Below are 25,900 nucleotides of genomic sequence, written 5' to 3'. Positions count from 1 at the left end.
CGCGACTCAGTCGGTTGACAGCGCTTCACCGTAAGGCGAAAGTCCTTGGCGCGCTGGCTAACCTGCACCCTCACCACACGATCATGAGCAACCACATGATCGGATTCCTGCGACCGGACGTGTCCGGCGAGGCATTGGGCGAGGACGAGGCGCGAATCCGCGCCATCGCTGCTGAGCACGTGTGGTCGGTGATTCTCATCTACTACGGCGATCCGGATCGGCCGGGCGGCGCAGTGATCAACCGGCTGATGAACCTCACCTATAGCGAGTACGCCAACGCCGTGATCGCGCCAAGCGCAACCGTGAAACGACGTTGGGGCCGGTATCGCTTGTGCGGTAGCGGCCCCAACGGCAACGGGTCGTGCAGTTACACGACTTGCGTACTAGGCGACCGTGAGCACGGTGCCCGCGGCGACGGTGAGGTTACCCTCGCGTACCGCGAAGCCCAGGCCCGGCTCGAGCGGCACCGCGCGGTCCAGAGTGACCGACAGTTCGACGGTGTCGCCTGGCATGGCTCGGCCCTCGGGGAGGACCACGTGGCCGGAGACGTCACCGGTGCGCAGGAAGAACTGCGGGCGGTAACCGGTGGCGATGGGGGTGCGACGACCGCCATGGGAGGCCGTTAGCAGGTGTACACGGGCGGTGAAGCCGGAGTGCACGGCGATGCTGCCGACCGCGGCTACCACCTGACCGCGGGCCACCTGGCCCCGCTGTACGCCGCGCAGTAGGAGTGCCACGTTGTCGCCCGCCTCGGCCGATTCCATTGTGCGGCCGAAGGTTTCGACGCTGGTTACCACCGACTCCAGTTCGCCGCCGAAGCCGAGTACCGAGACGCGGTCTCCGGCGCGGACGCGGCCGCGCTCTACCGCACCGGTGACGACCGTACCGCGGCCGGTGATGGTGAGCACGTTCTCGACCGGCATGAGGAACGGGGCGTCGGTGTAGCGGATCGGCATGGGCACGTACTCGTCGACCGCGTCGAGCAGCCGCAGCAGTTGCCCGGCCCAGTGCTCGTCGCCGTGCAGCGCCCGCAGGCCGGAGACCGGGATGACGGGTGCGCCATCGCCGTCGAAGCCGTTGGCGGACAGCAGCTCTCGTACCTCGAGTTCGATGAGCTCGAGCAGCTCGCCGTCGGCGACGTCGGCCTTGTTGAGCGCGACCACGATGTGCTCGACACCCACCTGCTTGGCCAGCAGCACGTGCTCGCTGGTCTGCGGCATGACGCCGTCGTCGGCGGACACCACCAGGATCGCGCCGTCCAGCTGGGCCGCGCCGGTGATCATGTTCTTGACGAAGTCGGCGTGGCCGGGCATGTCCACGTGGGCGTAATGCCGTGTGGCCGTTTCGTATTCGACGTGCGCGATATTGATGGTGATGCCGCGCTCGATCTCCTCCGGGGCCCGGTCGATGCGGTCGAACGGGACGAAGGCGGTGCCGCCGCGCTCGGCCAGGACCTTGGTGATGGCGGCGGTGAGGGTGGTCTTGCCGTGGTCGACGTGACCCATGGTGCCGATATTGACGTGCGGCTTGGTGCGGACATAGGCCTGCTTGGCCATGACGGTTCTCCAACCGGGAGTGGGGGTTTCGAGGGACCTCAGCAGCGAGCCGACCTTCCCCGTCTGAGGTCCGGGACGTCCCGGAGAAGGTCAGCGTCGTGCGCCGTCGAATGCGGCAACCAGAGCGGCGGCCGCGACACCCAGGGCAGCGGCGATCGCGCCCGCGACCGCGGGCGAAGCGACGATGGGCTGCGCGAACATGTCCGACATGCTGCCCGAGCGAAACCGACTCGCGCTACTTATTTTCCGGGTGAAGCAGCGGTCTCCGGCGGGACCGCGTCGGGCGCACGGCGATTCACCGTCCAGGTGTGGAGGAGTTCCGCCGCGATGAGCAGCCACACCGCGCCCGCCACCATCAACAGCACCCGGCCCAGCATCCGCGCCCAGCCGAGGTCGAGTGCGGCCCCGGTGGACAGCGCGGCGACCGCCGTCATGCCGAGCGGGAACACGGTCGCCCAGCGGCGGACGTTGTAGCCGGGCCGGAACCGCACCACCTCGGCGACCAGGAGGATCACGTAGAAGGCGAGGTTGATGCCGACGAGCACCAGGGACAGCACACGCAGTGTCGAGTGCGGTGTTCCCGTAAAGCCGTGCCACCCGGCGAGTTTCGAGGCCGCCAGGGCGGAAATGGCGATCGAGCCGGTCATGACCCATTGGTCTCCGGCCCCGCGCCAGATCTGGGTGATGTCGAAATGCGCGAATGCCGCGACGTAGAGCAGCAATCCGAGCCCGAAGTAGACCAGGGCCGCCGTCGCGAGCCAGTCCGCGACACCCGCCCGCGCCAGGGTGGCACCCAGCACGGCCAGACCCTCGGTGGCCACGCAGACCAGGAACACCGCGCCGGGCATGCGTCGATTCCAGTGGGCGATCACCAGGGTGAGCAGTACCGGCCAGAGGATGACCGCGATCACCAGGCACGCTGTCGCGGCGAAGTTCCAGCCCAGCAAGGAGATTCGGGTCCCGAGCACCGCGGTGGCGGACACCGCCATGAGGGCAGGCGGGGTGTCGGCCTCCGACACCCACCGGGTGTGGGTCCACAGCAGTCGGGAGACGAAATCGGTGGCCAGGGCCAGCCACACCATGGCGGCCAGCGCGAGCGCAGCCCGCGAGAGCATCTCGAAGCCGGTGAGATGCAGTCCCACCGAGAGGATTCCGGTCGCCATGACGAAAGCGCCCATGGCGGGCGGCAATTCGCGCCACCAGCGTCGGGAGTCACCCTCGTCGCTGAGGGTGAGCGCGGACAGCACGGCGGCGGTGAGGATCATGAGCGCCGAAACCAGCAGGGCCACATCGAGTCCGTGATGGAAGGCGACGGTCCCGGTCGCCAACACCTCGGGTACCTTCGCGGCGTACTTCAGCATGGTGCCCAGGTCCACCCCGGAGGGAATGCGTCCGCGCTCCACGGCGTCGACGGCGACGGGCTGCAACTCCTTCGGCAAACCCAGGTCGGTCAGCTTCTTGTCCAAATCGGCGGTGAGCAAGCCGTTCACCAGCGACCCGAGCACCGCGACCCCGACCGCGGCGCCGACCTGTCGCATGGTATTGGTCGCCGCGGCGGCCATGCCCGAATGCGCGGCGGGCACACCGGTCAACACCGCGGAGGTCAAGGGCACCACCGCGATACCGAAGCCGAGCCCGGCCAGCGCGAGCGTGGCCGACAATTCAGCGAATCCGATCGAACCGGACAGCGCGTGGCGGGTCAGCAGAATCCCGGCCCCGCTCAGCACGCACCCGATGATCATCGGCGTCCGGGCGTCGGTGCGGGCCACCCAGAATCCGGCCACCAGCGAGCCGACCATGATCGCCACGGCCATCGGCGCGAACACCCCCGCCGTGCGCGCGGCCGAATAGTGAATCATCACCTGCAGATACAGCGCGGTGAAGAAGAAGATCGAGAACACCCCGAAGTAGACGGCGAACGCCACCCCCAGCGCACTGCGCACCGGCGGCAGCCGCAGATAGCGGAAATCGAAGACCGGATTGCGCACCCGCGTCTCGACCGCCACGAAGCCCAGGAACGCGAGCCCGCCGACCACGAACAGCGCCACCACCGAGGCCGCGCCGTAGCCGCGATGCTCACCGCTGATGGCCGCGTAGATGAGCGCGGCGAGACTGACCGCGCCGAGCAGTGATCCGCCCCAATCCATCGGCCCCGGTTGCGGATCCGCGCTCTCCGGCACGAACCACAGCGCGGCCGCGCCCACCACCACGCCTATGATCAGGTTGAACCAGAAGATCGAGCGCCAGCCGTAGGCGTCGACCAGTACGCCGCCCAGGACCGGACCGGCGGCCAGGGCCAGACCCGACACCGCCGACCACACGCCCAACGCCTTGGCCCGCTGCCGGGCGTCCGGAAAGACCTGCCGCAGGATCGACAAGGTCCCCGGCTCCGAGGCCGCCGCGCCCAGGCCCATGACCGCGCGCCCGGCAATGAGCAGCGGCACGCTGGTCGCCAGCGCCGAAAGCACCGATCCCACACAGAAGATCGCCAATCCGGCGACCATCACGCGCTTGCGGCCCCACCGGTCGCCCAGTGATCCGGCGGCCAGCATGAGGCTCGCGAACACCAGGGTGTAGGCATTGACGACCCATTGCAGCAGCACCACATCGGTGCTCAGCTCCGAGCGGATATCGGCCAGCGCGACGCTGACGACGGTGGTGTCGAGGAAGGTGACGAACAGGACCGCGGTGAGCGTGGCCAAGGCGATTCCGGCTCGCGCCGTGCCCTTTCCGCCCTCGCCCCCGGCCCGCGTCGCATCGCCGATCACCGCCACGACCTCAGGTTACGTCCGGAGTTGGACCGTCCTTCCGGTTTCCCGGCGTGGTGCGCCCGTGTCGTGCCAAGGGCTCTCAACTCGACAGCACCGCGAGCATGCCGGGCTTCACCTGCGCCTGTAGCTCGGAGACGGGGTGGTCAGCACGGGCGAGCCCGCGGTGATCGGAGTCACCGCGTCGGTCGCGGTGGTGGTTACCGCAACCGTGGGTCTAATGGTCGGCCCGGTCGGTGTTTTGGGCGCGTTGCAGGCGGCCAGGCCGAATGAGACGGCGCAGAGCGCCAGGACGGCGGTGGACTTGACCCGCATGACTGCCTCCGGATGATCGGGGGCATCCGACTCGGCCGGATGCCCGGGATCAGAGTCGGTCGGGCGGCTTGGAATTCACCAATGACCGGCCAATGGGCGGCCGGGCGAGGGCGGGGGTCGGAGGATCCCTCGGCGCAATCGATTGATGCTGCCGGACATCCGGGACGATCCTCCAGTGTGCGGGAGGGGGATCGGTGCAGGATAGTCGACGAGTCGGTGCGAGCTCCGTCCCTCTACACTGCCGAACGGGGAGGTCGGTTTGTTGAGGTTTGCAGTACTGGGCGAGGTCCGCGCGTGGCGCGGGGACACGCCCTTGGATTTGGGTCCGCCCCAGCGGCGTGCCGTGCTCGCGGCGCTTTTATTGCGTGAGGGCAAGGCGGTGACCGCCGCCGAACTCGTGGAGGGCATCTGGGGTGAGGACCCGGTCCTGCGCGCGGTCCCGGCCCTGCGCACCCACGTCGCCAAGCTGCGCCGCGAGCTCGAACCCGAACGCGTCAACCGCGGACCCTCCACCCTGCTGATCTCCATCGGCGATGGCTACGCGCTGCGACTGCCCCAGGGCCACACCGATATCGACGAGGTCTCCGAACAGGTCGCCGCGGCCGAACGGCTGCGCCGCGAGGATCCGTCCACCGCGCGCGAGACCCTGGAATCGGCGCTGGGCCGCTGGCAGGGCGCGGCCCTGGGCGGGCTGCCCGGCCCGTACGCCGAACGCCAGCGCGCCCGGCTCGAGGAGTGGCGACTGTCCATCCTCGAGGACCGGCTCGCCCTCGATATCGAAACCGGCCGCAGCGCCGAGGCGGTCGCCGAACTCGGGCCCCTCATCGAGGAGCATCCGCTGCGAGAGCGCTTCCGCGCCCTGCTGATGACCGCGCTGTATCACTGCGGCCGCCAGGCCGAGGCGCTCGAGGAATACGCCCGCGCCCGCCGCGCCCTGGTCGACGGGGTCGGGGTGGAGCCCGGCCCGGAACTGAGCGCGGTGCACGCGCGCATCCTGCGCGCCGAACTGCCGCCGGTGCTGCGACCGGCCCGCCCCGTGGCCACCCCGGCCCAATTGCCGCCCGATATCGCCGATTTCACCGGTCGGTCCCGGGTGGCCGAGGAGATCGCCGCCCAGCTCACCGGCGGCGGGCCCGCGGTGGCCGTCTCGGCGGTCGGCGGCATGGGCGGGGTCGGCAAGACCACCCTCGCCCTGCACGTCGCCCATCGGGTGCGCGACCGCTTCCCCGACGGCCAGCTGTATGTGAACCTGCGCGGTGTGGACCCCGAACCGGTGACCACCGGCGACGCCCTGGGCGGATTCCTGCGCGGGCTCGGCGTGCCCGAGGGCGATATCCCCTCGACCGTCGACGATCGGGCCGCGCAGTTGCGAACCCTGTTGAGCGACAAGCGGATTCTGGTGGTGCTCGACAATGCCCGCGACAGCGCCCAGGTGTCGCAGCTGCTGCCGGGCACGCCGGGCACGGCCGTGCTGATCACCAGTCGCTCCGCGCTGACCGAGCTGCCCGCCGTGCGGCGCACCCGCCTCGACGTGCTCGAGCGCGAGGAGGCGTTGACGCTGCTGACCCGCATACTCGGGGCCGAACGCGTTGCGACCGAACTGGATGCGGCCTACGCGGTGATCGATCAGTGCGCCTGCCTGCCGCTGGCCGTGCGCATTGTCGGGGCCCGGCTGGCGGTGCGGCCGCAGTGGACCATCGCCTCGCTGGTGGAGCGCCTCGCCGACGAGGGCCGCCGGTTGGATGTGCTGCAAACCGGCGATCTCACCCTGGACGCGGCCTTCCGTCTCGGCTACGGGCAGCTGAACACCGAGCAGGCCAGGGCATTTCGCACCCTCGCGCGCGCCGATGTCCCCGACTTCCCGGTCGACGGGGCGGCCGCGCTGCTGGGTGTGCCGGTGCCGCAGGCCGAGCTGGTGTGCGAGTCGCTGGTGGATCTGAGCCTGCTGGAGACGCCCGCGCCGGGGCGGTACCGCTTCCACGATCTGCTGCGCCTGTTCGGTGCGCGGCTGGCCGGGACGGCATCCACGCGCAATGCCGACGAGCGGGAGTCCGAGGTCGTGATCCGCCTGCTCGACTACTATCTGGCCAGTACCAAAAACCTGCTCGGCACATTGGATTACAGCAATACCACCCTGCTGCTGGTGCCGACCACCGTGCCCGGGCACACCTTCGCCGACGGCGCGGAGGGGCAATCCTGGAACGACGTCGAGCGGCCGGTGATCATCGCGCTGCACCGGCAGGCGGCGCGGCTGGGCGGCCGGGCCGTCGCGCTGGCGGCCGATCTGGCCTGGGTGATGGCCGAACTCATGGACACCGGCAGCCGCGCGCGCGAACTCGCCGATGCCCTGAAGGGCCTGCTGGACACCGCGATTCGCAGTGGCGATCACGCCAGTGCGCGGCGCATTCGAGTGGCTCTGGGCGCGATGATGCAGGTCGGGCTGGGCGAGGTGGAGGCGAGTCTGGAGTTTCTGCAGCCGATTTCGCAGCCCGCCGACGACGCCGAACGCCGGCTGCAGGTGCTGGCGGAGGTTCTACTCGGGGTGGCCGACCGGCGGGTGGGCAATACGAAGGACTCGCACCGGCATTACGCCAATGCCATCGCCTGGACCCGCGCGCTCGACGATCGGTCCCTCGAGGCGTGGATCCTCGCGCTGGCCACCCGCACGCTGTGCGAGTCGGGTCAGTACGCCGAGGCGGTCGCGGTGGCCGAACGCGCCATCGAACTGGCCAAGGGGTGTTCGAACGCGGTCGCCCTGGGTTGGGCCACCCACGAACTGGCCGCCACCCGATCCATGCTCGGCGAGCACGAGCGGGCGCTGGAGTTGGCCGAGGATTCCGTGCGCATGGCCCATCGCAACGGGGTGCGACTGTGGGAGGGCTGGGCCCGGACGCGGCTGGCGCAGATCCACTTGCGCGCCGGGCACGACGCCGCCGCGGAATGCGAAGCGACCCAGGCGCTGCGTCTGCTCAGGAAGGCGGCCGACCCCATCGACCGGGCGCGGGCGCTGTCGGTGCGCGCCACCGCCCGAGCCGCCCTCGGCGACACCGAGACCGCGGAACGCGAGCACGCCGACGCCGCCGAGATCTTCCGCCGCGCCGGGCTGCCCGCGCCGACCCTGGCGACCCTCTTCGCGCCCGGACCCACCGCGCAATAGCGAACGTTTATTCGCTTTTTATCGCCCCGTGGCACTGTGCGTCCACGTGGGTGCCCCGGGGCTGCAACACCCGGGGCATTCGCGTGAGGAGGCAGGTTCCGCGTGCATACGAGGGGTGTGCACACGGCTCGTGCAGGTCCGGATGACCGTCGCCGCGGAAGGCGACGGTATCCGGCACCCATCCCCCGACTCACGGCATCCATCCCAATTCACCGGGCGCGCCCATGATTCACGGTGCGACAGCATCCAGCTGGTCGCCGAGACGGCGGAGCTGGTCGGTCGCGCTGCCCGATTCGAATTCGGCACGTTTGGCGGCGGTGAAGTAGCGCTGCATCGGATAGTCCAGATAGATGCCGGTACTGGCGTGGATGTGCACGGCCGTGTGGGCGACCCGGTGCCCGGCCTCGGCGGCCCAGAACTTCGCGACGGCGATCTCCGATTCGGCGGGCAGAGCGCGGGATTCGCGCCAGGCGGCCTGCCACAGGGTCAGACGCACGGCCTCGACGTCGATGTAGGCGTCGGCCAGGCGCTGCCGGACGGCCTGGAAGGTGCCGATCGGCTTGTCGAATTGCCTTCTCTCACAGGCATATTCGCAGGTCATTTGCAGCGCGCGGGCCAAAATGCCCAGTTGGAGGGCGCAGGTGGCCAGGGTTGCGCGTCGGCCAGCCCACCCCGCCGCCCCGGGTACCGCGATCACATCGGCGTCGGGGACGGCCGCGGCACGCAATTCGACCAGTGCCGCGTCGGTGCCGTTCACCACCTGCTGTGCGGTGACCTCGAGGCCCTCGGTGTCGCGATCCACCAACAGCAGTAGTGAATTCGCGCCCGCACGGGCCTCGATGAGGAACCCGTCGGCGAAGCTCGCCGCCGCGACAGCCGACTGCGCACCGTCGACCCGCCAGCCCCGCCCGTCGCGACGGGCCTCGAAGGCGGCGCTACCACGCGTCGGTACCGGGGCCATCCGCGACAGCACCGGGGCCACGGTGGTCTCACCGCGCAGCAGCGGGCGCACCCGGCGTTCGATCTGATGGTCGTCGCCGAACTCGCCCAGAGTGGCCGCCACGACCGCGATGCTCGTGGCATACGGTGCGGGAGCGACGGTTCGGCCGATCTCGCACAGAATGGCGCACTGTTCGAGCAGCCCGAACCCACCACCGTTCACCCGCTCGGGCAGCGCCGCCTCCAGTAATCCGGTGTCCGCCAAGGCCTTCCACAATTGCGGGTCGAATCCGCCGTCGTCGGGCCGGGGATGGCGTTCGGACCAGTCGGTGAGCAGTTCGCGGGTCAATCCGGACAGTTCCCGCTGCGCCTCGGTGTATTCGAAATCCATTGTGCTACTCCTTGCTTCAGCGGCTGACGGGCAGTCCGAGCGCGGTTTTGGCGATGATGTCGCGCTGCACCTCGTTGACCCCACCGCCGAAGGTGAGGATGAGCGCGGAGCGGTGGAAGCGTTCGATCCGGCCCAGCAGCAGCGCACCCGGCGAATCGGCGCGAATCACCGACTCCGCGCCCAGCACCTCCATCAGCAACCGATACCCCTCGATGGCGAACTCGGTGCCGAACACCTTGGTGGCGGACGCTTCCGCCGGGCCGAGCTCACCGCGATCGGCCGCCCACGCGGTGCGCCAATTGCGCAGCTTCAGATATTCGGCGTGGGCGTGGACGCGCGCCAGGTGCATGCGGACCCATTCGACGTCCACGACGCGGGAGCCATTGGGCAGCAAGGCATTCCGCGCCCACTCGGTCACCTGCCGCAGCGACTCCCGCAGCGGCGCGGCCGAGGCCAGCGCCACGCGTTCGTGATTGAGCTGATTGGTGATCAGCGCCCAGCCCTGGTTCTCGCCGCCGACCAGGTTCGCGGCGGCCACTCGGACCTCGGAATAGTAGGTGGCGCTGGTGCCGACTCCGGCCATGGTGTGCACCTTGGTCCACGAAAATCCCTGCGCCGCAGTCGGAACGATGAAGACGGACAGGCCCGCGTGCTTACCCGCCGCGGGATCGGTGCGGGCGGCCAGCCAGATGTAGTCGGCGTATTCGATGAGGCTGGTCCACATCTTCTCGCCGGTGATCACGTACTCGTCGCCGTCGCGGACCGCGCGGGTGCGCAGCGACGCGAGATCGGTCCCGGCGCTCGGCTCGGAATAGCCGATGGAGAAGTGCAGTTCGCCGCGGGCGATCCTGGGCAGGAAGTAGGCCTTCTGTTCCTCGGTGCCGTAGCGCATGATGGTCGGCCCGACCGTGTTCACGGTCAGATACGGCAGGGGCACGCCAGCCGCGGCGGCCTCGTCCAGGAAGATGAGCTGGTCCAGCATCGATCGGCCCTGTCCGCCATGGGCTTCCGGCCAGCCCAGCACCAGCCAGCCGTCACGACCCAGCTGCCGGACCACGTCCTTGTAGACGGTGCCGTCGCCGTGTTCTCCGCCCGGTCCCGCTCGCAGTGCCGCGCGGACCCGCGGTGTGACGAGATCGGCGAAGTACTCGCGCACACGCTTGCGCAAGCGGTCCTGATCTTCAGTAAAACTGATGTGCATGGGCCGAACGTACGAAGCGGCGGGGCCGTGGCCGGGCGAGTGGCAGGAAGCTGCCATCTCGGCCGGGCGCGGGGGTTCGGTGTCACGATCGGAGAAGTGATGGAGCACAAGCGGTCCGGGCGCCTGGCTGCGGGAATAGTCCGGTTCAGCCAGGACGGGCGGTGGGATCAGGACGTCCATCGGTTGCTCCGATACGCGCGGCACGAGGCGGTGGTGGCCGTCTCCAATCCGGCCAATTCGCTCGATCATCTGCGGCTCGGGCAGGTGGTGGTCGACGATCTGCTCAGTGCCGGGAAGCAGGTGCGGCTGCTCTACTCCCCCGACTATCTCGAGCTGCGAGATCGGCGGCCGCTGCTGCGGCACTCCTCGCGCGGCGCGCAGATTCGGGTCACCGACAACGACTTCCACAATGCGCTGATCATCGACCGGCGGGTCGCGGTGTTGTGGAGTGGCGCGGGGGCCGATCACCCGTACGCGTATCTGGTGCGCGAACCGGCGTTGCTGCGGGCGCTGCACCAATTCGCGCTGCTGAGCTGGCAATCCGGGCATGGGCTGACCGAGCCCGCGGAAACCCGGGTCGTACTCGACGACACCGCCCGCGCGGTGCTGAACACCCTGAACCTGGGGCTCATCGACGAGGCCGCCGCCCGCCGCCTGGGCGTCTCCCTGCGCACCTATCGCCGCCACATCGCCGAGCTCATGACCCGCCTCGAGGTGCGGAGTCGGTTCCAAATCGGTGTCCGCGCAGCCCAACTCGGGCTGCTCGACGACATCGCGGGCGCTCCCGCCGCACGCGAGTTCTAGCTCGACGGCGGTCGTTGCCGGGCCCTCCGCCCCCGATGTGGTTAGATTGCGCGCAGTTTCGCCTGATGTTTGCTGTGCATCGAACCTAGTGGCTGTTATCAGCGGTGGAGGCGGGCCCGACGTGACATTTCTGCGCGAGCGCAAAATCCTGGTGGCGAATCTGTCGCTGGTGATGCTGCTCCTGATCGGTGCGGCCTATCTGACGATCGACATCGCACGGGTGCAGCGGCCCGGCAGTACCTATTCGGTCACCGTCCAGCTGGGTCGGTCGGGTGGTTTGCAGGCCGGTAACGATGTCACCTGGCGCGGGTACCGGGTCGGGTCGATCACCGCGATCGACCTCATCGACGGCGGGGCGGAGGTGTCGGCGACCGCGAAGATCGACGACCGCTGGAAGATCCCCGCCGACACCGACATCCATGTCGGCGCGCTCTCCGCCGCGGGTGAGCAGTACCTCGACTTCCGGCCGCGCACCGACAATCCGCCGTTCCTGCACGACGGGCAGGTCATCGCGTTCAATCCCGACCGGATCACCACACCGGTTCCGATCTGGGAGACCCTGGCCAATAGCAACGACCTCATCGCCCAGATCGATCCGGACAAATACGCCGTCATTCTGGACAATTTGAATACCGCGCTCAGCGGTGGGCCCGATCAGTTGCGCGGCCTCATCGACGGATTGAGCCTGGCCACCACCGGTTTGGACAATCGGCTCCCGCAGACCATCGGCCTCATCGAGAGCCTGCAGGTCATCGCGGGCACCAGCTCCCACGCGCAACCGGATCTCGAGACCCTGACCCGCAATTCGCAACTGCTGGTCACCCAGGCCCGCAATGCCGACGGCGAATTGCGGCATCTGCTCGACAACGCACCGGAGCAGTTGGCCGTCGCCAATGCCACGCTCGACCGGAACATGGACCCGATTCAGAGCCTGATCACCACCATGAGCGCCATCGTTCGGGCCGCGCTACTGCGACTTCCGGCGCTGCGGGCGCTGTTCCCGGCGTTGGTGATCGGCACCTCCGCCATGGGCGTGCCCGCGCACGACGGCGAGTTCTACACGATTGTCGACGCCTGGCCCCGACCGTGGTGCCAATACTCGACGCGGGCACTCGCGGCATTCATCGTGACGATCCCGACCTTCAGCCGCTGGAACTACTGCACTGATCCACCGGCCGACCAGCAGATTCGCGGCTCGGCCAACGCCCCGCGCCCGGATGTGCCCAACAATGGCGCGCACCTGCCCACCGGCGTCGACCCGAATGAGCGCACCCTGCCGCCGATTCGGTGATCTCCCGGCGTGTCGGCGCGCCTCTGGCGGTTTATACCGCGAATCTTCCATCACACCGGTCAGAATGATCACCGGTACCCACTGGTCCCATGCTCGTTCCAACGCACAGATGTCCCCTCGCCCTGATAGGCGCATCGAACAGGGTGGCGGGCCAAGGCTAGGAGAGGGTCGAAAGTCGATGATGAGCAGAAGTTCCCTCGGCTTGGCGGCGAAATCGGCGGTCTTCGCCGGTGTCGCGGTCGCAGGACTCGCGGCGGTGCCCGCGCAAGCCGAACCATTGTGGCCCGGCGGGCCGGACGTTCCCGGCGTCCCGGCGATCGTTCCCGGCATCGCACCCAGCGATGTCAACGCGCCGTGCACCACGGCGGGCGCTCGCGCCTGCCTCAAGCTCGGCACCAATGAGGCGTGGCTGATGGACAACGGCAAGGTCGTCTTCGGCCCCACCCCGATCTCCCACGGCATGCCCGGCTTCGAAACCCCGCCGGGTGTGTTCCACGTGTCGTTCAAGAAGCCGTTCCACTGGAGCACCATGCACAACGCCCCCATGGAATACGCGGTCTTCTTCAACGGCGACATCGCCTTCCACATCGGTCCGGTAGACAAGAAGTCCCACGGCTGCATCCGCATGACGCCGGACGGAGCCCGCGAGTTCTTCAACTACCTCAACCCGGGCGACACCGTCGAGGTCGTGCCGTAGGCGAAACCGCCTACGGCACCAGCCCTCGAGGGCGCTTTCACGCGATCGCCGCAACCCTCTCGATTTTCGAGAGGTTGCGGCGATCGCGTCGTTTTCGAGGAGTCCCGGCAGCGGGGTCGAATCGTCGGTGGGCTTTGAGAGGATGCTCGCGAACGTTGCTGAGCATGGGAGAAGTGCATGTCGGACCAGGCCCTGCGGGGGATCGGCGAGTTGATGGGGTCGGTACCTGCGGCGGGTTCATTCGCTGCGTGTCGGACGGGGTCGGCGGAGAACCTGGTGATCGAGGTGGACGGGGTGGGGGCGATCCGGTTTCCCGTGACGCCGGAGCAGGCGCGGGGGCTGTGCGAGGTCGCGCGGCCGGCGCGGTACGGTCTGCGCGAGCAGACGCTGTTGGACGCGAATGTGCGTGATACGTGGGAGATTCCGCGAGACCGCGTCACGGTCGACGAGCGGCGGTGGCACGAGACGTTGCGGCCGATGCTGGACACGCTGGGGGCCGAGCTGGGGCTGGCGTCGGGCTGTGAATTGTCGGCGGAGCTGCATTCGATGCTGGTGTACGAGCCGGGGCAATTCTTTCAGCGGCACCAGGATTCGGAGAAAGCCGACGGGATGATCGGCACGTTGGTGGTGACACTGCCCTCGACGTTCACCGGCGGGGAGTTGGTGATCGAGCAACAGGGGAAGAAGATCACCGACCAGGGTTCGCCGCGGGAGCTGTCCTTCGTCGCGTTCTATGGCGACTGCGCGCATGAGGTGCTGCCGGTCACCGATGGGTTCCGAATCACGCTGACCTACAACCTGATTGCGCACGGACGTACCGGACCGGACACCGCCGGGTTCGCCACGCATCCGTCGGTCGCATTGCTGGCCGAGCAGTTGCGCGCATATTTCACCGCACCGAGCGGATCGCTGGCCCGAGGCGAATCGGCCACGCGCGCTCGTCAACTCGTCTACCTGCTGGATCATCAGTACTCCCAGCAGGGGTTCGGCTGGGATCGACTCAAGGGCGGCGATGCCGCCCGGACCGGAATGATGCTCGCCGCAGCCGAACTCGCAGGCTACGACGCGTCACTGGCCCTCGCGGAGGTCGCGGACTCCTACGAGGAGGACTACACCTCCTACATGCTGATCTATCGTCAGCGCTGGGAGCGCGTCGAGGACGGTTGGCAATGCGTCGAAAGCTCCGAAGTGGACTTCGACGACGACGGTGAAATGACCGACCCCATCCACGAAGACGCCACAAGCTTTGCACCACAGCCCACCCTCCCCCTGACCCCGGATTCCGACGATGTCGGCGACCTGCTGTCATCCACCATCACCTTGACCTGGCTGATCGACCGTTCCGGAACCCCAGGTGAACCCGTACGAGAGATCGTCACCGAAGAGGAATTGTGCACGGCCGACACGAAACCAACCTTCGAGCCATTCGCCTCCGAAATCGAGGGCTACATGGGCAACGAAGGAAACACCGCCAACTTCTGGTACCACCGCGCAGCAATCGTCATCCGCCGCTCATCGATAGCAGACACCCCGAACGATCAACCGGCCGTCCAGATTCGAGATCGACCGAACACCCCGCATCGCCGAACGAGCAACCGTCGGCTCAGCAATTACAAATTGCCGTAGCTCGCCCGTCCCCTGTGAGGGCCCGCGGGGTGTATGCGAATGATCATGACCTCCGCGGTTTCCGCACTGTCATTGCTGATGACATGGGGTAGATGCGCGGAGAACCGGAGTGCGTCTCCGCGATCCAGGTCGAGGGTGTCGGTGTTGATGGTGACGCGCACGCTGCCGGTGATCACGCAGAGCAGGTCTCGACCGGAGTGCTCGGCCTCGGGTGTCGCCGAGGCGGGCTCGAGTATGACGTGTAGTGCTTCGATATCGGGGAAATCCCAACTCAGGGTTGATAATTCGCTGTCGGTGAGGTTTTTGGACAATCGGTCCGCGCGACGGACGAGGTGATATTCGGCGGTGGGCTCGCCATCGACGAGTTGGCTGAGCCCGATCCCGAAGGTGCGGGCCAGTTCGATGAGCGTCCCCAGGGAGGGTTGTCGCGTGGATGACTCGATTCTGGACAGTTGGGTGGCGGACAGGTCGACGCGATCGGCGAGGGCGGCCAAGGTCCATCCTCGTTCGCCGCGTAGCTGGGCGATGCGTCGCCCGATCCATCTGGCATCGATCTCGCGCTCTGGCATGCGCCCAATCTACCCGCCATTGCCTCATAGGCAAAATGGATTACCTCTGGGGTTGACAACCGTTGATCGTTATCCGATGCTTGTGGCACACGGCCGCCGGTCGGTTCGGCGGCCATCCAGGAAGGCTCCACCATCGACGCATGAGCATGCGAAATAGACTGCGCCCCTGACTGATTCGTAGCGAATCACATCGTAGGCGCAAGCACCACCACCGCGACGACCATGTCGCTCGCAGCCCCCTCTCACCCGTCCGGTCACCCCCGGGAGTGCCGCGACGCTTATTGCCTATGAGGCAGGTCCGCCTCGACCACGCTGATGTGGCCGCGGGCCGATGATCTCGGCACCTACTCACTTCAACCTCACCGGTCGCATCCCAGGTGCGTGCGGCGGTCCCTCGCGCCCGGATCCGGGCGTCCACTACGGAAGAGATTGTCCATGCAAGTGTTACCCGCAGCGAAAACGCCTGCACCCCAAGTGCTCGACCCTCGCCGCTGGCTGATCCTGATCGTGCTGTGTCTGAGTGCGCTGGTGCTGGTGATCGACAATATGGCGCTGTCGGTGGCGGTGCCCGCACTGTCGCGAGACCTGCACGCCGATGCGCAGGACATCCAGTGGATTCTCGACTCCTACATGCTCGTCTTCGCCGGGTCGCTGCTCACCTGCGGTAGCCTGTCGGACCGGTTCGGCCGCCGCCGGGTCATGATCATCGGCCTGGTGATCTTCGGTGGCGCGTCGGTGGGGGCGACCCTGGCCGCTACGCCGCTGCAGTTGATCCTCGACCGTGTGGCCATGGGAATCGGTGGCGCCCTGATCATGCCGTCCACGCTGTCGATCCTCATCACCGTTTTCGATGCCGCCGAACGCCGCCGGGCGATGGCGGTGTGGGGTGCGGTCAGCATGCTGGGCCTGGTGGGCAGCCCATTGCTCGGTGGCGTATTGATCTCCCACTTCTGGTGGGGCGCAATATTTTTGATCAATGTGCCGATCGTCGGGCTGGCTGTCGTCGCGGCGCTCGTGCTGATGCCGGAGTCGACCGGTCCGTGGCGGCGTCCCGACCCACTGGGTGCGGTGCTGTCCGTGGCCGGGATGACGGCACTGGTGTGGACGATTATCGAGTTGCCCCGCAACGGTATTCACAGCGCGGCCACGCTCGCTACGGGGAGCGTCGCCGTCGTCGGCCTGGTGGGATTCGTGGCCTGGGAGAACCACACGCCCGAGCCGATGGTTCCGCTGGGCTTGTTCCGGGATCGCGATTTCACCGGCGGCAGTTCGGCGCTCACACTGGTCCAGATCGGCAATGGTGGCTTGATGCTCGCGCTGACCCAGTATCTGCAATCGGTGCTCGGCTATTCGCCGACCACCGCCGGGTTGACGTTCATCCCGATGGCGCTGTCCTCACTGCTGGGCAACACCTTCGGTGCGAAAGCCGGTGGCCGGCTGGGCTGCCGGACACTCACCGTGGCCGGACTGATGGTCATGGCTGCCGGATCGCTGCTGCTGGCGGCGCTGCGTGCCGACAGCGGCTTCGGGATGGTCGCGATGGCGCTGCTGGTGTTCGGCGCGGGCTCGGGACTGGCGCTGCCCGCGGCGGTCACGGCCCTGATGGGCGCGGTTCCGGCCGAACAGGCCGGTGTCGGTTCCGCCCTCAACAGCACCCTCTCGCAGGCGGGAGCCGCTCTGGGCGTTGCGATTCTGGGCAGCATCCTGTCGAGCCGGTTCACCGCCGCGATGCCGGAGTCCGCACCCGACCAGGCCCGGCGATCGATCGGTGACGCGCTGGCCACCGCCGCCCGGACCGGTGACGACACACTGGCCACGGCCGCGCGCCACGCGTTCACCACCGCGATGTCGGGCAGCTTTCTGGCCGGCGCGACCGGAATCGTGATGGCTGCTCTGCTTGCGCGGGCGTTGCTGCGCAGCCGTGCTTCCGCTACCGCCGATGTCAGCGCACGTATCAGGTCCATGTCAGGGACACGACAGCTCGGCCCGCGACAGTAGTCGTGTCCACCGGCCGAGGCCGTTGACACCACGAACCGACTCATCCACTTCATACCAAGCGAATCAAAAGGAGCAGACCCCATCATGTCGAACAACACCATCGCCTCGGCCAACACGACCTGGACCGGCCTGATCGACGTCGAGGACACCGCCCTGGCCTGCACCGACACCGGCGGCAGCGGCATCCCCGTCGTCTACCTCAACGGTTCCTATGCCACCCAGAAGAACTGGAAGAAGGTCATCGCCGATCTCGGTCCGGGCTTCCGCCACATCACCTTCGACGAGCGGGCCCGCGGCAAGTCGGCGACCTCGAGCGACTACTCCTTCGACGCCTGTGTCCGCGATGTCGATGCGGTACTGGCGGCGCGCGGCATCGCCGACCAGAAGCCGATTCTCGTGGGCTGGTCCTACGGCGCGCTGGTCGCGGTGCACTGGGCCGACCGCAACCCCGGACGCCTGGCCGGGGTCGTCTCGGCCGACGGCGCGATGCCGTGGGGGCTGACCGACGAGGCCGACATCGAGCGCATCCGTGCGATGTTCGCCAAGATGGGTCCGATGATGTGGCTGCTGCGCCCGCTGCAGTTGGCCGCGCGCATGAGCCCCACCCAGCACGCGGAGGTCAATATCGAGCTCAACCGGCTGTGTGCCGACCTCGCCCCGGTGCTGGACCGCCTGACGACCCCGGTGCGTTATGTCATGGCGACGGGCGCCAATTTCGGTGCCTCCGAAGAGGAGATCGGTAAGGTGCGAGCCTCCCTGGAGCCTTTGCTGCTCACCAACCCGCACCTGACCGTCAGCGCCCGCGTCGGCTCGAACCACTCCAAGATCCTGGCCAAGGACTTCCACGCCGTCGCCGACGCTGTCCGCGAAACCGCCGCCGCCCTCGGTGAGCAGGCGTAGATCCGCGACCCCGACGATGCCGCACACATCACCGTGTGTGGCATCGTCATCGCCGATCGAACGTCGGCTTCGTCAAGCAGCCGCCCCGGTCGGCTCGTCGGCGCCGCGCGATAGCGCAAGCGCCGCAACGCTTTCGGCATCGGCCCGATCGACCTCGGTCAGGTCGATCCCGAACGTCTCCCGGTAGAACAACAGCGCTACCACGGTGACACCGGCCATGACGGCCTCGTACACCGCGATCGGCACCGACGACCGGTAGGTGTCCAGCAGCCGCACCGCGATGATCGGCGCGAGCGAGCCGCCGGCCATCAGCCCCACCTGATAGGCCAGCGACACACCGGAATACCGCATCCGGGTCGGGAACATCTCGGCCATGAGCGCGGGCTGTCCGGCGTACATGAGGGCGTGAAAGACCAGGCCGATGACCACGGCCGCGAGAACGACCCCGTTCTGTTTGCTGTCCATCATCGGGAACGCGAAGAACCCCCATGTGCCCGCGGCGAGCGCGCCGATCAGATACAGCGGTCGCCGACCATAGTGGTCGGTGAGCCTGCCCACCAAAGGAATTGCCATGAAATGCACGGCGTGTGCGGCCAACAGCCACCACAAGATCGCCCTGGTGTCCGCACCGACATGCACCTTCAGATACGTGATGCTGAAGGTGACCACCGTGTAATAGAGGACCGTCTCGCCTACCCGCAGTCCCATCGCGGTGAACAACGCGCGGGGATAGCGGGTCAACACCTCGATCGCGCCCGAGGTCGCCTGGCGGTCCCGAAAGTCCTGCGTGGCAACGAAGATCGGCGCATCGGTGACCCTGGTGCGCACCTGGTAGCCGAGCAACACCACCACCGCCGACAACCAGAACGCCACGCGCCAACCCCAACTCAGGAACGCCGAGTCCGGTAGCGCCGAGGTCAACACCAGCAGTGCCGCCGCGGCAAGCAAATTGCCCATCGGCATGGCCGCCTGCGGCCACGACGCCCAGAATCCTCGGCTGCGGCTGGGGCTGTGCTCGGCGGCCAGCAGGACGGCCCCGCCCCATTCGCCGCCGACCGCGAAGCCCTGGATGAACCGCAGGATCACCAGCAGCGTGATCGCCCAATAGCCGGCCTGTGCGAAGGTCGGCAGACAACCCATCAGGAAGGTGGCCGTACCCGCCAGGATCATGCTCAGTTGCAGCAAGCCCTTGCGGCCGTGGCGATCGCCGAAGTGCCCGAACACGATTCCGCCCAGCGGCCGGGCCGCGAAGCCCACCGCGTAGGTGAGGAAGGCGGCGAGGATGGCATCCAGCTCGCCGGTTCCCGCGGCGAAGAACACCTTGTTGAAGACCAGGGTCGCCGCGGTGCCGTACAGGAGGAACTCATACCATTCGACCACGGTTCCGGCCATGGACGCGGCCACGATTCGCCGCAACCCCGCCGACCCCAGCGCGATCCGCGCCCCCGAGTCGCGAACCCTCATCGCGCAATTCCTTCCAAGAGAACCGGATAACCATACCTATGGGTCGGTATTGCTGCCGCCCGGCAGTGAACTGGCAAAACCGGCGCTTGCGTTCGGAAACCCCACTGGCAAATTCGATTGCCCCTGTGGCCAGATGAGTTGGTCGCTGCGGTACCTTGGCCGCATGTCCGAGAGCGAAATCGACACCGGCTGGATCGGCCGCCGCATCGGCAAGATGCGCGCCGAACGAGGATGGACCCTGGCGACGCTCGCCGCTCGCGTCGATCTATCCACCACCCAGCTGTCCCGGATCGAGTCGGCCGCCCGGCAACCGTCCATCGGAACCCTGATCGAACTGGCTCGTGCCTTCGGGGTCACACTGAGCGAACTCGTCGAGGGCGAGGAGACCAGCAACCATCACCTGACCCGCCGCGCGGACCGGGTATCGCGGCAGATCGCCGGCGGCGAAGCCTCTACCCTGAGCGGCCGCTACCCGGGCCTCGACGCATTGGTACTCACCCTCGAGCGCGGCAAGTCGATACCCGAGGCTCGCCACACCGGGGAGGAATTCTTGTGCGTCCTCACCGGCACCGTCGACCTCACCATCGACACCGACACACTCGCCGCCCTGACCGCGGGCGACACGGTCCACTTTCCGGCACACCTGCCGCACACCGTGACCAACACCGGCAAGCAGACCGCCGAAGTGCTCATCGTCGCCACCCATCCCCCCACGGTGACCCTCGCGGCCCCCACGGCCGACGAACACCCACACGCCACCAAAGACCAGCCACTCTGATTCCCATGCACCGCAGCAGAATTCAGCATCCCCCTTCATCGCCCACTTCGGGTGCCGAAGAACAACGAAGCCACCCGAGCCGGCAGGGCGTCGTCTCAGGGCTGTAGTGCCCTGGTCATCGGCGCGACCTCGCTGATCCATCGGCGTAGCTGGGTCTCGTCCGGGGATTCTGGCCAGTAGACGAAGGTGTCGAAACCGGTGTCGGTGGCGAGGTCGGCCAGGATGCGGGCCCAGCCGGCGGCGTTGGTCCGGATGGGTGTCTCGCCGCGCAGTTCGACCGGGCCCGGGGCGTCGGTGATGTGCCCGACCAGCTGCGCGATCCTGGTGATGCTCGCCGGGTCGCGGCCTGCGTCCGCGGCGGCCGCCGTGATGATCTCCTGCGCGGCAGCCCATTTCTCGTACGGCAGGTAGTGCGGGATCGGCGCCGCCCAGCCGTCGGCGATGCGACCGGTCAGTGCGTGCGCCTTCGGCCCGACGCTGCCGAACCAGATGCCGACCGAATGTGTTGGGGCAGGACCGGTTTGCACGCCGTGCACGGCGTAGTAGGAACCGTCCTCGTGCGCCTTGCGCCCGGGTATCCACATCGCGCGGATGATGCGGGTGGCCTCCTCGAGCGCTTGCAGCGCTTCGGGATTCGTCCGTGCCGGGCCGCCCATGGCGGTGATCCCTTGCCAGAAAGCGCCCGCGCCCAGTGCCAGCTCGAACCTGCCCGCGCTCAGTAGATCCAGGGTGGCGGCCTGCTTGCCGAGCATCGCTGGACCGCGCAGCGGCAGGCTGGCCACGTCCGGGAACACCCGCAGCCGCTCGGTGTCGGCCAGCACGGTGGCGACGACCGCGAAGGTGTCGGCCAAGGATCCCGCATAGGGATGGTCCTGGATGCCGAGCAGATCCAGCCCCTCCCGGTCGGCCAACCGGGCCAGCTCACGAAGTTGTGTCAGCTCGGACGCGGTGGGCGCCAGTTGCATCCCGAATCGCAGTGTCATGCGGGCTCCGGTGCGTTCACCAGGATCGCGGCCTTGCCGAAGCCGCGCCTATGCTCGACCCAACGCTGGGCGGCGGAAGCGTCCGAGAGACCGAACTCGGCGCCGACCACAACCCGCACCGCGCCCGCGTCGACCAGTTCCGCGAGCGCCGCCAGAGCCATCGGATCGGGTTCTACCAGGCACGAGGCCACCCGGATACCCCGCTCCGCCGCGGCGTCCCGGTACCCGTTGATCGACCACGCGGTCGACAATGCGATCACCCCACCCGACAGTACGCGGTCGAACAGCGAAGCGCCGAAATCGGATCCCACCAAATCGAGCACCGCGTCGACCTTGCCGATCGCCGCGACGGCGTCCGGATCGGTGTAGTCCACGCAGCTGTGCGCACCCAATTCGCGCAGTGTGGCGTGGTTTTCGGGACGGGCAAGCGCGGTGACCACGGCTCCGCGCGCGACCGCCAGTTGCACCGCGACATGCCCCACGCCGCCGGAAGCGCCGCTGATCAGCACCTGCTGACCGGCCTGGGTGCCGAGCGCGTCGAGCATCTGCCACGCCGTCAGCGCGGCCATCGGCAAGCACCCCGCCTCCGCGAAGGACGCCGATTTCGGCATCGGCGCCAAGTGATACGCGGGAACGGTCAGGTATTCGGCGTACGTGCCCGCGGGGTAGGGAAACCAGGCCAGACCGTAGACACGATCTCCCACCGCGTGGCGGGTCACGCCGTACCCCACCGCGTCCACCACGCCCGCGACGTCCCATCCGGGGATGCAGGGCAGCCGCATGGACTGCTCATAGCCGGAATTGCGGCCGGTGTGCATGTCGATCGGGTTCACACTGGTCGCCCGTACCGCGACGCGCACCTCCCCGGCGGCAGGCTCGGGTCGCGCGACATCGGCGATCTCCAGCGGCAATCCCCATTCCCGGTGCAGCGCAACACGCATGGTGGCACTGCTCGCCCGGCGAGCACCGACGATCATGCGGCCCACCCCAGAGCCGGAACTTCCCACATCGCATCGACCGCCGGTACATGGGCGGCCCGTATCGTCGCATTCGTTTTCCTCATGGTCGTGAACGCTGTCCGACGGCGCTGTCAGCCCACTGTCAGCGCTTGCCAGCGGGGTGACAGCGCGCGGCCAAGATGGTCCCAAATCGCCGACCGTTCAATCAAAGTCGGGATCTGTCACTCGATCGTGGTCGGTTGCAACATCCCATCCGGCTGGGCGGCATCCGCGACCAGAACGTCGATGTCGCCCAGCAATTCGGTCACCTGGCCAACCGAGAGCCGGGTACCGGCAGCGTAGGGCTCGTCGAAACCGCTCTGCCCCAGTGCATCCCGTGCCCGGGCCTCGGCGCGGTTCCGATCGACACCGCGATGCGGTAGATCGGCACGGTCGCGTAGCCCGTCCGCGCCACCGAGCAGCAGGGCCGCGCGTTCGGGAGCACCGGCTGCCACCGCGAGCCGCGCTCCGGCGACCGCCACCTCGGACACCAGGACCGCGGAGGTGGGCACCGCCAGTTCTCTCGCCGCCCGCAGCGCCACGGCGGACGCCTCCGGAAATCCCGTATCCAGCAGGGCGAGAGCGTATCTACAGCGCTGCTGCACTTCATTGGCGAACCGCACGAAATCGAATCGCCCGGCCGCAGGTGCGGGATAGTCGAGGGGTTCGGCGAACACCCGGGCGTACAGCTCGGCCGCCCGGTCGAGCCGGTCTTGCCGGAACGCCAGGTGGCCCTCGATCGAGGTCAGGAATCGCCGCAGCGGGGCAGGCAGTTCCACGTCCGTCGCAAGGGTACGCATCCGTTCGAGCAAGGCCACGGCGTTGTCGATGTCATCACCCAGGAGCAGCTGATCGGTTGCGATGCTCAACACGCCGAGCTGCTCGGCAATGCCCAGATCCGTACCGATCAGGTCGATGGCCCGCGCGATGTCCGCCCGGGCCGCGGCCAGACCATCACGGTGAATACGCAGCTGCGACAGCATGAGTAGCGCATGCATCAGCGCGCACGGCTCCCCGGCTCTGTCCAGGCTCGCCACCGCGGCCTCGAGATCGGTCGGGACCCACCGGAGTGTATCCCCGGCCAGCGCATCCAGGCCGCGGCACATCAGCGCCATGCCGCGGACACCGTCATCTGCCGCGGCGGCGCATTCGGTGAGCAACCGGTCGTCGCCGAACCGGTGGTCCCGCATCGCGAGGATGAGCACGAACTTCGGATGCGGCGGGTCCGGTTCGGTCATCGCGGCCCGGACCAGGGCGTCGAACCGGGTGACGTCGTGCTGGATCGAACCCCACCAGAGGGTCGTCTGGTTCGCCGGTAGCTGTTCGGCGAACCGGCACGCGAGATATGCGGCGGTACAGCCCTCGGGCGGCGCATCCCCTGCCAGTTCCAATACCTGCCGGCGCCAGTCCGACGTGGCCTGGTACCGGCCGCACAGCCGCCAGTACCACAGGAGCTCGCCATACAGTCGTACCGCGCGTCGGGCGTCGCCGGTCCGTATCGCCCATGCCAAGGCGGATTCGCAGTTGCCGTATTCGGCCGCCAGCCGCCGCAGCCATTCGTCCTGCGCCGGTCCGTGCAGGCCGGCCGCCGCCTGTCCGGCGAATTCGATACACCAATCGGCGTGCGCCCGAGCCAGCTGCTCGTTCTCGACCGCGCGGGCCAGTTCCGCCGCGGCGTGGGCCCGGACCGTCTCCGCCATGCGGTATCGCTCGCCGTCGAATTCCAGCAGCGACTTGCCGGCAAGCGCTGTGAGCGTGTCGATTTCGGCGCCGGGACAGGTCTGGAGCACCGCGGCCACCGTGGCGCCACCCGCGAACACCGCGAAGCGGCGGGCCAGCTCGGCCTCCGCCGGGGTGAGCAGTTCCCAGCTCCAGGCCACCGCGGCATGCAGGGTGCGATGCCGCGGCACTGCGTGCCGGGAACCGTTGGTGAGCAACCGGAATCGATCGGTCAGGCGGTCCGCCACCTCCCGCAGCGGCAGCGTTCCGAGCCGGGCAGCCGCCAGCTCGATCGCCAGCGGGAGGCCATCGACGCCCCGCACGATCGATATGACGTCCGCGCAATTCTCTTCGGTGAGTGCGAAATCCGGCCGGACCGCGGCGGCACGGTCCAGAAACAGCTGTACCGCAGCGTATTCGGTGGCCTCTCGCGCGCTCATGCCGGGCATCGGGGTCTGCAACGCGCCGACCGGATGCAGCCGCTCACCCTCCACCCCCAGCGGCTCTCGGCTGGTGGTCAGCACGGTGAGCAACGGAAGTCGTTGCAGCAGCATCGCAACCAGCTGGGCCGTCTCGTCGACGACATGTTCGCAGTTGTCGAGTACCAGCAGCAGCCGCCGCCCGGACAGGGCGCGGCAGATCACCGTCAGCCAATCGTCGCGCGGTCCGTCGGCCAGGCCGAGCACGGTGAGCAGGGCACCACCGATGCCGAACCAGGACGCCCCTCCGGCCGGTGCCCGTTCCACCGCCGCGAGTTCGATGAAGAGCCATCCGTCCGTATAGGTTTCGGGCAGAGCGGTTGCCACCTCGATGGCCAGCCGGGTCTTGCCGACACCACCGGTACCGATCAGCGTGACCAATTGGGAGCGCTGCAGGCTTCGGATGACTGCGGACACGTCGTCGGCCCGGCCGACGAAACTGGTCAGGCGGCGCGGCTGTACCGGCGGCGCGGCGAGGGGCGGGCGCGGCGGTTCCGCGGCCGCGATCTTCGTGATCTGCTCGAAGGCGGTGCGCAATTCGGCCGACGGCGTCGTGCCCAGCTCCGCGTCCAGCACCGCCTCGGCCCGCTGGTACTCCTCGACCGCCTCGGCCGCACGTCCGGCCGCCGCCAGCGCGGTAACCACACGGGCGATCAGAGATTCGCGCAACGGCTGCGCGGCCGACTCGACGCGCAGCTCGCGCAAGAGCTCTGCGCTGCGACCGAGCGCACGGTAGGCATCGGCGCGCAGTTCGATCGCCGCCAACCGCTGCTCGCTCAGTCCCGTTACGGCGGCAGCCAGCCCGGCCGATTCGCAAGTGCCGCCCAACGGTTCACCGGACCACAGGTTCAGTGCCTCGTCCAGGCAGACCGCCGCGTCGGCTGGCTGACCGGCCGTGAATCGGGCCCGTCCTCGGTCCAGCGCGTCGGTGAACCGGCGCGCGTCGACCGCCGCCGGATCCAGCGCGAGCCGGTAGCCGGCACCCTCACGAATCACCGTCTGGGCGGGCAAGGCGGTCCGTAGCCGCTTGACCAGGGTGTGCAGCGCATTGCTCGCTTCCACCGGTGGATCCTCGTCCCAGATACCGTCGATCAACCGGGTGTCGGATACCGCGCGACCGACGTCGAGTGCCAGCAAGGCCAGCAATGCGCGTACCCGAGGTCCCCCGATCCGAACCTGCGATCCGTCGGACGATATCGCGGCCACCGTTCCCAACAGCACTACCCGCATGCATTGCCTGTCATCACGGTCGATCTTGCATCGGTGT

At 68.1% G+C, this 25,900-nt stretch carries 17 protein-coding genes; 8 read left to right on the top strand and 9 right to left on the bottom strand.

All coding sequences use genetic code 11. From position 1 onward, the window contains the following. Nucleotides 1-383: 383 nt before the first annotated feature. Nucleotides 384-1,556 (bottom strand): elongation factor Tu, encoded by a 1,173-nt coding sequence (tuf, locus tag VMT65_RS31615; protein ID WP_326312184.1) that lies wholly within the window; start codon nt 1,554-1,556, stop codon nt 384-386. A 239-nt stretch (nt 1,557-1,795) separates the two neighbouring features. Next, the gene (locus VMT65_RS31610; RefSeq protein WP_326312183.1) at nt 1,796-4,330 is read right to left on the bottom strand and encodes an MFS transporter; all 2,535 of its coding nucleotides are present in this window, start codon (nt 4,328-4,330) and stop codon (nt 1,796-1,798) included. 571 nt (nt 4,331-4,901) lie between these two features. Between VMT65_RS31610 and VMT65_RS31605 the strand changes: the two genes are divergently transcribed. Then, the gene (locus VMT65_RS31605; RefSeq protein ID WP_326312182.1) at nt 4,902-7,796 is read left to right on the top strand and encodes an AfsR/SARP family transcriptional regulator; all 2,895 of its coding nucleotides are present in this window, start codon (nt 4,902-4,904) and stop codon (nt 7,794-7,796) included. Nucleotides 7,797-8,025: 229 nt separating this feature from the next. Here VMT65_RS31605 and VMT65_RS31600 read toward each other — a convergent pair whose 3' ends face one another. Both VMT65_RS31600 and VMT65_RS31595 read right to left on the bottom strand, forming a co-directional pair. Next, complete coding sequence (locus VMT65_RS31600; RefSeq protein ID WP_326312181.1) at nt 8,026-9,126, bottom strand: acyl-CoA dehydrogenase family protein; 1,101 nt, start codon at nt 9,124-9,126, stop codon at nt 8,026-8,028. Between the two features lie 16 nt (nt 9,127-9,142). Continuing rightward, nucleotides 9,143-10,327 carry an acyl-CoA dehydrogenase family protein gene (locus VMT65_RS31595; RefSeq protein WP_326312180.1) on the bottom strand — a complete coding sequence of 395 codons (1,185 nt, stop codon included), beginning with the start codon at nt 10,325-10,327 and terminating at the stop codon, nt 9,143-9,145. Between the two features lie 96 nt (nt 10,328-10,423). Here VMT65_RS31595 and VMT65_RS31590 point away from each other — a divergent pair, with 96 nt between their 5' ends. The 4 genes from VMT65_RS31590 (at nt 10,424) to VMT65_RS31575 (ending at nt 14,745) form a co-directional block, all read left to right on the top strand. Continuing rightward, nucleotides 10,424-11,131 (top strand): hypothetical protein, encoded by a 708-nt coding sequence (locus VMT65_RS31590; RefSeq protein ID WP_326312179.1) that lies wholly within the window; start codon nt 10,424-10,426, stop codon nt 11,129-11,131. 121 nt (nt 11,132-11,252) lie between these two features. Further along, nucleotides 11,253-12,422, top strand: coding sequence for an MlaD family protein (locus tag VMT65_RS31585; RefSeq protein ID WP_326312178.1), 1,170 nt, complete (start codon nt 11,253-11,255; stop codon nt 12,420-12,422). Nucleotides 12,423-12,603: 181 nt separating this feature from the next. Continuing rightward, nucleotides 12,604-13,119, top strand: a complete 516-nt coding sequence (locus VMT65_RS31580) for a L,D-transpeptidase (protein ID WP_326312177.1) — start codon at nt 12,604-12,606, stop codon at nt 13,117-13,119. A 276-nt stretch (nt 13,120-13,395) separates the two neighbouring features. After that, the gene (locus tag VMT65_RS31575) at nt 13,396-14,745 is read left to right on the top strand and encodes a 2OG-Fe(II) oxygenase (protein ID WP_326312176.1); all 1,350 of its coding nucleotides are present in this window, start codon (nt 13,396-13,398) and stop codon (nt 14,743-14,745) included. Here VMT65_RS31575 and VMT65_RS31570 read toward each other — a convergent pair. Continuing rightward, on the bottom strand, nt 14,730-15,314 hold the full coding sequence (locus VMT65_RS31570; protein ID WP_326312175.1) for a helix-turn-helix domain-containing protein: 585 nt from the start codon (nt 15,312-15,314) through the stop codon (nt 14,730-14,732). The two genes, VMT65_RS31575 and VMT65_RS31570, sit on opposite strands and share 16 nt — an antisense overlap. Nucleotides 15,315-15,788: 474 nt before the next feature. On the opposite strand from VMT65_RS31570, the gene VMT65_RS31565 reads away from it, so the two are divergent. After that, nucleotides 15,789-17,312, top strand: a complete 1,524-nt coding sequence (locus tag VMT65_RS31565; protein ID WP_326312174.1) for an MFS transporter — start codon at nt 15,789-15,791, stop codon at nt 17,310-17,312. 84 nt (nt 17,313-17,396) lie between these two features. Then, a complete protein-coding gene (locus tag VMT65_RS31560) occupies nt 17,397-18,212 on the top strand; it encodes an alpha/beta fold hydrolase (RefSeq protein WP_326312173.1) in 816 nt (271 codons plus the stop codon). A gap of 72 nt (nt 18,213-18,284) precedes the next feature. Here the strand turns inward: VMT65_RS31560 and VMT65_RS31555 are convergent, their stop codons facing one another. Continuing rightward, on the bottom strand, nt 18,285-19,676 hold the full coding sequence (locus VMT65_RS31555; RefSeq protein WP_326312172.1) for an MFS transporter: 1,392 nt from the start codon (nt 19,674-19,676) through the stop codon (nt 18,285-18,287). Nucleotides 19,677-19,839: 163 nt separating this feature from the next. Here VMT65_RS31555 and VMT65_RS31550 point away from each other — a divergent pair, with 163 nt between their 5' ends. Continuing rightward, nucleotides 19,840-20,454, top strand: a complete 615-nt coding sequence (locus tag VMT65_RS31550) for a helix-turn-helix domain-containing protein (protein ID WP_326312171.1) — start codon at nt 19,840-19,842, stop codon at nt 20,452-20,454. A gap of 95 nt (nt 20,455-20,549) precedes the next feature. On the opposite strand, the gene VMT65_RS31545 is transcribed toward VMT65_RS31550, so the two are convergent. From VMT65_RS31545 to VMT65_RS31535, 3 genes are all read right to left on the bottom strand, one after another. After that, complete coding sequence (locus VMT65_RS31545) at nt 20,550-21,437, bottom strand: LLM class flavin-dependent oxidoreductase (RefSeq protein WP_326312170.1); 888 nt, start codon at nt 21,435-21,437, stop codon at nt 20,550-20,552. Next, entirely contained in the window at nt 21,434-22,414 is a 981-nt protein-coding gene (locus tag VMT65_RS31540) for an NADP-dependent oxidoreductase (protein ID WP_326312169.1), read from the bottom strand. The genes VMT65_RS31545 and VMT65_RS31540 overlap by 4 nt, the downstream gene beginning before the upstream one ends. Nucleotides 22,415-22,617: 203 nt before the next feature. Continuing rightward, entirely contained in the window at nt 22,618-25,863 is a 3,246-nt protein-coding gene (locus tag VMT65_RS31535) for an AfsR/SARP family transcriptional regulator (RefSeq protein ID WP_326312168.1), read from the bottom strand. Between the last annotated feature and the right edge of the window lie 37 nt (nt 25,864-25,900).

The sequence above is a fragment of the Nocardia sp. CDC153 genome (genome assembly GCF_035818515.1).
Classification (GTDB): domain Bacteria; phylum Actinomycetota; class Actinomycetes; order Mycobacteriales; family Mycobacteriaceae; genus Nocardia.
This window is presented reverse-complemented; position numbering and strand designations above follow the sequence as displayed.

What these genes read in the sequence shown, in the direction of transcription:
- VMT65_RS31535 (WP_326312168.1), bottom strand. Translation starts at nt 25,863, where the DNA reads ATGCGGGTAGTGCTGTTGGGAACGGTGGCCGCGATATCGTCCGACGGA.
- VMT65_RS31550 (WP_326312171.1), top strand. Translation starts at nt 19,840, where the DNA reads ATGTCCGAGAGCGAAATCGACACCGGCTGGATCGGCCGCCGCATCGGC.
- VMT65_RS31570 (WP_326312175.1), bottom strand. Translation starts at nt 15,314, where the DNA reads ATGCCAGAGCGCGAGATCGATGCCAGATGGATCGGGCGACGCATCGCC.
- VMT65_RS31580 (WP_326312177.1), top strand. Translation starts at nt 12,604, where the DNA reads ATGAGCAGAAGTTCCCTCGGCTTGGCGGCGAAATCGGCGGTCTTCGCC.
- VMT65_RS31555 (WP_326312172.1), bottom strand. Translation starts at nt 19,676, where the DNA reads ATGAGGGTTCGCGACTCGGGGGCGCGGATCGCGCTGGGGTCGGCGGGG.
- VMT65_RS31540 (WP_326312169.1), bottom strand. Translation starts at nt 22,414, where the DNA reads ATGATCGTCGGTGCTCGCCGGGCGAGCAGTGCCACCATGCGTGTTGCG.
- VMT65_RS31560 (WP_326312173.1), top strand. Translation starts at nt 17,397, where the DNA reads ATGTCGAACAACACCATCGCCTCGGCCAACACGACCTGGACCGGCCTG.
- VMT65_RS31545 (WP_326312170.1), bottom strand. Translation starts at nt 21,437, where the DNA reads ATGACACTGCGATTCGGGATGCAACTGGCGCCCACCGCGTCCGAGCTG.
- VMT65_RS31600 (WP_326312181.1), bottom strand. Translation starts at nt 9,126, where the DNA reads ATGGATTTCGAATACACCGAGGCGCAGCGGGAACTGTCCGGATTGACC.
- tuf (WP_326312184.1), bottom strand. Translation starts at nt 1,556, where the DNA reads ATGGCCAAGCAGGCCTATGTCCGCACCAAGCCGCACGTCAATATCGGC.
- VMT65_RS31595 (WP_326312180.1), bottom strand. Translation starts at nt 10,327, where the DNA reads ATGCACATCAGTTTTACTGAAGATCAGGACCGCTTGCGCAAGCGTGTG.